A 7,852-nucleotide genomic window follows, 5' to 3' on the forward strand; every position below is an offset into this window, starting at 1 on the left:
CGGACAAGGACCTGACCATTACCTCGGCCAAGGGCAAGGTCACCATTGCCGCCAGCCAGGAAATCCTGCTGACCAGCGGTGGCGGCTATATCCGGCTGAAGGGCGGCAATATCGAAGTGCATTGCCCCAGCGTGGTGAGCGTGAAAGGCGCCAGCCATAGCCTGTCCGGGCCGGCCAGCCTGAGTACGCCGGTGCCAACCTTTGCCAAACCAGGTACCGGCAATCTGCAGGTGCTACACGAATTTGCCAACGGCTACTCGATGAATCAGGGCAAGTTTGTGGTGACCGATGCCTTGGGCATCAAACACAAGGGCGTGCTGGACGAAGCCGGCAAGGCGATGGTGCATGGTTTGCCTCTTGGTGCGGCGCAGGTCGAGTTTCTGGGGCGGCCGCATCAGGACAAGGCCGATATCTTCCCCTTTGTGGAGCAGCCGGAAGCCGCCTTGCAACAGATGGGGGAAGCAGTAAAAGGCAAAGCCATGCAAGAGCTGAGTAGCACCCTGGGTAGCGTCAGCCCACAACTTACCAATGCCGTGGGACAGGTAAGCGCAATGGCTGGCCAGGCCCAGCAGGCTCTTGCACTCGCCCGCAATCCGCAAAGTGCCATACCCGCGCTAAAAGGGCAGGCGAAGGACGCATTGATGGGCAAGGCCCAGGATGCACTGCCCACTATGCCCAAGTTCTGAAATCGTCAATCCAGATCCTCAAAGTTGAACCTTCATGACCACTCCTGTTGCTGTACTTGACGGTACCCCGGCCAATGCCTCCAAGGCGCTGGCCCAAACTGGACAATCCTTTGACAAATGGCTGCAGGACATCAGCGATGGCTATTTGAGTGTAGAGACCCTCACCACCATCGGTGGTGCGATTCCGGTTGTCGGCAACCTCATTTCCGTGGGCGATGTGGTAGTCGACATCATGGACATGAGCGAGAAGAACCGTAAGAAGCAGGAAGTCGATATTTTTGACTGGATGTTCCTGGGGGTGGACCTGATTGGCGTTGTCCCCGCCGCAGGCAGCCTGTTCAAGGTAAGTACCCGCCCGACATTGAAAGTGTGCGCCAATGCCATGCGCCGGGCAGGCAAGGATGTCGCCGAGTATGTCATCGCACCACAGCTGGTGGGGCAGTTGATCAATATGCTGCCAGGCGATTTCCGTGGCCGGCCAGAGCAGTGGGTGGACTATGTCGAGAGCAAGATCGATGGCTGCCTGAACCAGTGCATCAAGGACGGCAGCAAGTATCTGCTGGATCTGGCAGATTTATTGCGCAGTGCCGGCACCGGTACGCTGGGTAAGTTTGCGGCCAAGAATATTCCTGTCAAACCGGTGGCCTACAACCTGGAAAAAACCAATGGTGGATTCTGGGCAACCATCGGCGCGCACATGGATGCCATCAACAAGGCAGTCGGGGAGAAGAAGAAGCAAGTTGCTGCCGGCATGGTGGTGACAGCGGCAGAAGCCGTTGATGACATGACTGCAAAATCCCCCGCATTGCGCGCCACCCTGCGGGAGATGGCCTCTGCGCTTGCAGTATGGGCGGCAGAGCTGCCAAAAAAACTGATGCAGGTCCTGGCAGACAAGCTCAAACCGCTGCTGGCCAAGCTGAAAGCCGCTTTCAAGGCTTATCTGGATAAAAAAGGCGGCGCGGTCAAAAGCGGTATGGGTAAAGTCGCCAAGCAGGTCAAGCAGATCCACAAAGAGGTGGTCAGCCTGTTCAAGGGGGGCGGGCTTGGCCCCAAATGCGGTTGTCCGGCAGGCAAGCCAGCGTCGCCAAGATCGATTGACTACCTGAACGGGGTGGAAACCCTGATCCATACGGATTTTACCCTGCCGGGTGTCATGCCTATCGTCTGGCAGCGGGTTTACCGTTCCGACTTTGATGCCAACGATGCGGATGGTCCGCTCGGTGCGCGCTGGATGGCACCGTTTTCCTCTCGCTTCGAGGAAAACGGTGAAGCCCTGGTTTACTACGATGATGCCGGACGCAAGCTGGACTACCCCCTGTTGCCACTGGGTGAGTCGCTGAAAGATGAACTGGAAGGCCACACGCTTACCCGCCTGGACGACAAGCTGATTTCACTCAGTTTTGGGCATGAGCTGGTCCAGTTGTACGAGAAACAGGGGTCTCGTTATCTGTTGGCGCTGATTAAGGACCGTGCGGGCAACACGCTGGCAGTGAATTTCCGTGATGGCCGCATCAGCCAGCTGGTCAGCAGTGCCGGCTATCTTGTTGCCTTGTCCTACGATGCGCATGGCCGCATTGTCCAGATCAACCAGCAAGACCCAGAAACCCTCCGGCCATTGCGCAAATTGGCCGAGTATCACTACACAGAGCTGCAGCCATTAAGCAGGGATGCCGGCGACTTGCTGTCCGCGACAGATGAGAACGGGCACAGCTGGAGCTACGCGTATCAGCACCACCTGATTACGCGCTATACCGACCGCACTGGCCGCGGCACCACATTGGAGTGGGATGGCCACCATGCCGGCGCACGCGCCATTCACGAATACGCGGATGATGGCAGCCTGGATATCCGTCTGGCCTGGGATGAGCGCATCGATCTGACCTATGTCACCGACGCTTATGGCCGTACCACCGAGTATTACTTTGACGAAAAGGGCTACCACTACCGCACCATCTTCCCGGACAGAAGCGAAGAGTGGTTGAACTATGACGCCAACAAACGCCTGATTATTCACATTCATCCGGATGCCAGCCAGGACAACTACAGCTACGACGCCAAAGGCAATCTGGTGCTGCATGAGCGTGCTGATGGTAGCGAAGTGGCTTTTGCCTACGACGACCAGGACAACCTGATTGAAATCACCGACCCCCTGGGCGAGAAATGGCTGCGTGCCTACGACGACAAGGGGCAACTGATTGAAGAGACCGATCCGCTGGGTCACAAAACCAAGTACGCCTACAACGAGCAGGGCCTGCCTGTTGCCGTGACCGACGCCAAAGGTGGCGCTAAAAAGATCAGCTATCGTCCGGATGGCCTGCTGGAAAGCTATACCGACTGTTCTGGCAGCGTTACCCAATGGCAATACGATGAGCGTGGGCGCTCGGTACTCGTCATCAATGCCATGGGCAGCGCCACCCGCTACCAGTACGGCGATAATGGTGGCCTGCGCGCTATCGTGTCGCCAGATGGCCAGGCCACCCAACTGGAGCACGATGCCGAATCCCGCCTGCTCAAGATTACCGACCCGCTGGGCCGCAGCACACATTACGACTACGACAAGGCCGGGCGTCTGCAAAGCCGCACCGATGCCAACGGCCACGCGCTGGCCTACCGTTACGACAAACTGGGCCGGCTGATTTCCCTGAGCAACGAAAACCACCGTCACTACCTGTTTGAATACGATGAAGGCGGACGGGTGATTGCGGAAACCGGCTTCGATGGTGCCGTCACCCGTTACCGTTACGACGCCGCCGGCCGACTGGTGGAACAGCAAGAAGGCGATGTCGCCACCCACTACCGCTACGACCGCGCCGGTCGCCTGATCGAACGCAGCGCGCCGGGCAGCAAGGAAAATTTCGGCTACGACCCGGCCGGCCGCCTGTTCAAAGCCAAGAACCGCTATGCCAGCCTGCGCTGGGTTTACGACCCGGTCGGCAATGTCAGCGAAGAACACCACAGTTACCATGTCGCCGGCCTTCGGCAAACCTTCCGCTGGCGTCATGAGTACGACGAACTGGGCAACCGCATCGCTACGCTCCGCCCGGATGGCCATCGCGTGGACGTACTCAATTACGGCAGTGGCCATGTGCACGGCCTGCTGTTCGGTCAGCACGACATCCTGAATCTGGAGCGGGACAAACTGCACCGCGAAACCCAACGCACATTTGGCAATAGCTTGCAGCAAACCCTCGCCTACGACAAAGCCGGCCGCCTCAGCAGCCAGCGCCTGAGTGGTGTCACCCAGTGGAGCCGCCAGTACCAGTACGATGCCGCCGGCCAGCTCACCGGCATTGCCGACAATCGCAGCGGCCAGATCAACTACCGTTACGACCCGGTAGGCCGCCTGCTGGAGGCCGCCACCCCCAAGGGCGTGGAAAGCTTCCGCTTCGACCCGGCTGGTAACCTGCTGGACAACACACCGACGGCCGATGGCCATCAGGACAACAGCCTGCTGGGCAATCTGCTGAGCCACTACGCCGGTCGTCACTACCGCTACGACAGCCGCGGAAACCTTATCGAAAAGCGCGTCAACGGCAGCCTTACCCAGCTGGAATGGGACGGCTACAACCGCCTGAGCCGGCTGACTGCACCGGGTGGCGACAGCACCGAATACCGCTATGACCCGCTGGGCCGCCGCATCGCCAAGCTCAGTCAGGGCAAGACAACCCTGTACGGCTGGGATGGCGACGTGCTGGCGTTTGAAACCCAAGACGACGTCGCGGTGCATTACCTGTTCGAACCCGGCAGCTTCATCCCGCTGGCCCAGGTACACACCGACGCCATCCAGGGCGTGAAAGTGCCAGCGTGGAACCAGTACAACCCTTACGATCCGGAGCGCGACCCGCTGCTGCAGGCAGGGCCGGAACCATCAGCCCCGCGCGCGGTGTACTACTACCACGCCGACCACCTCGGCACCCCGCAAGCTCTTACCGATGCGCAAGGCCAGTTGGCACTGGAGATGGATTACCAGGCCTGGGGCGAAGCACGGGAAGTGATTGCCGAGGCGGCGGCCTCCGCCGGCATCCGCAACCCCTTCCGCTTCCAGGGGCAGTATCATGACGACGAATCAGGGCTGCACTACAACCGCTATCGCTACTATGATCCGGAGATAGGGCGGTTTATTTCGCGGGACCCGATTGGGTTGCTGGGTGGGATTAATATCCATAGCTATGCGCCGAATCCGGTTGAGTGGGTTGATCCACTCGGTTTGGAGCGCTTTCCCACGTGGATGCCAACTAAGCAAGGTTATCAGCGCCAGCATATCATTCCATATTCACTAAAAGGGCATCCAGTATTCGAAAAAGCAGGGTTGGATGTGAATTCTGCGGGAAATATGATGTATATGCCGGTGTGTGAGGGTATAGACTCCAAGAAGAAAGGATATCACCGAGGCTGGACCGAAGAGCATGCGGCTTATAATAGAATGGTGCAGGCTAAATTAGATGAGATGAATATTAAATCTCGTCAAGAAGGGTGGGATAAAGCGCGGGCGCAAAAGGAAATTTCTGACTTGCAATTGAAGCTTAGGGCAGACTTGAATTCTGGGAAGCTGACTTGTGCATCTCCCATGAGATCGAAAAATAAATGAGGTGTGGTGTGATGAGAATATATACTATGAGTACGGCGGAATCGAATGATAACTGCTATTTTGATGTAAAAGACACGAATGGGTCTGTTTTGGACCATTTTATGCTAGGTGTTCCTGTTGCTAGATTTGAAAAAGGATATCCTTTTGTTATGAAGGCTCAGTCTTTTTTTAATGAATCTAATTTTCATGCGTATGATTTTTTTGAGCCAACTATGGCTTTTCCTGTTTTTTCAACTCGTGCAGCTGATGCGTTGCGGGAAAAAATGTCATCTCAGATGACATTTTTTCCCGCAAAGGTCGATGTTAATGGCAGTCTTTATGAGGTTTTTGCTGGAGTAGTGTTGAATAGGAAGCGGGTGTTTGAAAGGGTGGGTGATTATGAGATACGTGTTAGGGATGGGGTGGTGATGGGTGATGATGATTTTATTGTTAGAGATTTAGATAATCCACAATTTTTCTTTGCTACGGAGTCTATGCGACTCTTGTGTGATAGTTTGCGGTTAAGTATTTTTTTTAAAAATTTTTCGATGATGAAATAATCAATACGTCGTGATCAGTGGTGTGTGGTTATATATCATTTTAAATAAATTTCTGTTTTTTCTGTCAATGATTGTGAATTGTTGAATATTTTAAGATAAAATGATTTTTTAGCTCATTGCTTGTTGTGGTGGAAGTGAATGAATAGAGCTATGTAATCGTAAATTTTTAAGTTGCTCTGATTTTGATTCTGATTTGGTTGCTTGTTGAGTGATTTTGTAGTTTTGGAAAAGGTTGAGTTGTGGATGGTTGTGAAAAAATACTATTTGGCAGTGATGAGTGAGAGTGATGGGTGTGTTTCCGGTTTTTATTCTGCAATATTGGTTGATGGTGTAGATAAGGATAGCTTTCAGCACTATGGTAAAAAACCGTGGTATGCTGGTCCTAAGAGATTTAGTGGGAAATTGATGCCATTTCCTGATGGCCTGACTTTGATAGTTAATAAGGATTGTTGTGAATGCGATATCAGAAGAGGGTCGGATTATTTCTATGTTTTTAGTGAGAGATTTTTAAATGTAATTAAAAATTATAAAACTAGTTTTGATGAAATTAAGCAGATTGTTAGAGTAGTAAAAGGTCAAGTCAAGTCAGATGGCGGCTTGTTTTTTGTGGGTAGAACAAAAAGAATTTCCATAGCTGATGTTGTGGATTTTAAGTGTAGCAAAATGGCAGGTGAGTTTAATGATATGTTTGAAGTGCTCAGGGTTCGTGCTGATTTTGATTTTGACATGTTTGATATGTTTGATGCAGCAACTGGTCAATTGAGCTTGGTCGTGTCTGAGGAGCTGGTTTCGGACCTGCAGGAGGTTGATCTAAAGGGAGTTCATTTCATGCCGATTGATGATCTTGTATTCAATACGCTGCAGGATTTTAGATTGAATAGTATGAGATATTATCCAGTTTGATGGTTGCGTGTTGATTTTGGTGATTGGGGTTTATATGGACATCCACCATTTACCTTATTGCTTAAGATGATGTGGGTTATTGACTAGGGTTTGGCGTGTCTAATTCAACGGAAAGTGAAACGGCTTGTCTAATTAATGTGTACGCTGGACATAACGATTTAGGGCCCGTGTATGAGGAACTGCCTGCGATCCCCGTTGTGGATGGTTGCTACGAGTTACTGTCGTCGCCTGGCTTGGCATTAAATATGGCGAAAGCAGATTTGATTCGTATAGAGAAAATAGATCAACCCGCAGTTGTCTTGAGGCGGGGTGGGAATTTTTGCATACAAATTTATGCTGATGAAATTGCTGATGAAGAGATTGAACGGCTGGATCGAACTGTGTTAAGCGAATTCGGTGGTAGTCTGGATGGTGTAAATGGTGTAAATGGTGGAAATCTGGCTCTTTCTGTTCCATCAAGTAATGATATTCAGGCTATTAATAGTTTTTTTGATGGTTTTAAATCGAGAGTTGGTGTGGAATGGTATTACGCTAATGTTTATAAGAATTTTGAAGACCCTGCAGATGAGACGCTGTTGGATTGGTGGGTCAAACATTGATGGTTATTTAAGCGGAATTTGGGGGTAGGTTGGACCGGTTCGCAATCAACTGCTTACGGTTGATTGCAGGTTTGTCATGACGGCTGCTGGCACGGTACTGCCACAGCGTTTGTGCTATGAGGACAATTTGTCCGGCATGCAGACAAAAAAACACCCCGCCAGCAAGGCTGGTCGGGGTCTGCAATGTCAGAGCCAGGCTCCGACGGAGGGTTAACTTTCACCCCATGTCATCGCCGTGCGCGAATTGCTGTGGGTCGGGGTCAAGAAAACGACCAGCAGCAGGGTGAGCGCACATCATACTGATCAGAACTATCTGTTTCTATTAGGGATAGTACTGATCAGTCGGCAAGCTGCCGTTGCCGGCAATGCCGGATCGAGCTTGCCTGCCCTGTGTTGTCAGCCGGTATGTGCCAGATGGCGGGGTTTAGAGCCGCTAACAAAAAACCTGCTGCTGCGTTGCGTCTCCTTGCCGTACCCTTGTACTGTCGGCGTCGGCGCGCCTTGCCCCAGGGACGCTACGCTATTTTGTTAGCCGCT

The 7,852-nt window shown here is 52.7% G+C and carries 5 protein-coding genes; all 5 read left to right on the top strand.

The genetic code is table 11. The annotated features are described in order from the left end of the window. On the top strand, positions 1 to 686 hold a 686-nt coding region (locus EAY64_RS19945; RefSeq protein WP_122081979.1), incomplete at its 5' end, for a DUF2345 domain-containing protein. A 34-nt stretch (positions 687 to 720) separates the two neighbouring features. Continuing rightward, positions 721 to 5,274, top strand: a complete 4,554-nt coding sequence (locus EAY64_RS19950) for an RHS repeat-associated core domain-containing protein (protein WP_103526485.1) — start codon at positions 721 to 723, stop codon at positions 5,272 to 5,274. A 26-nt stretch (positions 5,275 to 5,300) separates the two neighbouring features. Continuing rightward, positions 5,301 to 5,813, top strand: a complete 513-nt coding sequence (locus EAY64_RS19955) for a hypothetical protein (RefSeq protein WP_147456257.1) — start codon at positions 5,301 to 5,303, stop codon at positions 5,811 to 5,813. 204 nt (positions 5,814 to 6,017) lie between these two features. Then, a complete protein-coding gene (locus EAY64_RS19960) occupies positions 6,018 to 6,716 on the top strand; it encodes a hypothetical protein (RefSeq protein ID WP_147456258.1) in 699 nt (232 codons plus the stop codon). A gap of 167 nt (positions 6,717 to 6,883) precedes the next feature. Further along, positions 6,884 to 7,315, top strand: a complete 432-nt coding sequence (locus EAY64_RS19965; protein WP_199734503.1) for a DUF4265 domain-containing protein — start codon at positions 6,884 to 6,886, stop codon at positions 7,313 to 7,315. Positions 7,316 to 7,852: the final 537 nt, after the last annotated feature.

It is taken from the genome of Aquitalea palustris (assembly GCF_003693445.1).
In the GTDB taxonomy this organism is placed as follows: domain Bacteria; phylum Pseudomonadota; class Gammaproteobacteria; order Burkholderiales; family Chromobacteriaceae; genus Aquitalea; species Aquitalea palustris.

Coding starts and splice junctions, on each gene's coding strand:
- EAY64_RS19950 (WP_103526485.1), top strand. CDS start 721: ATGACCACTCCTGTTGCTGTACTTGACGGTACCCCGGCCAATGCCTCC.
- EAY64_RS19955 (WP_147456257.1), top strand. CDS start 5,301: ATGAGTACGGCGGAATCGAATGATAACTGCTATTTTGATGTAAAAGAC.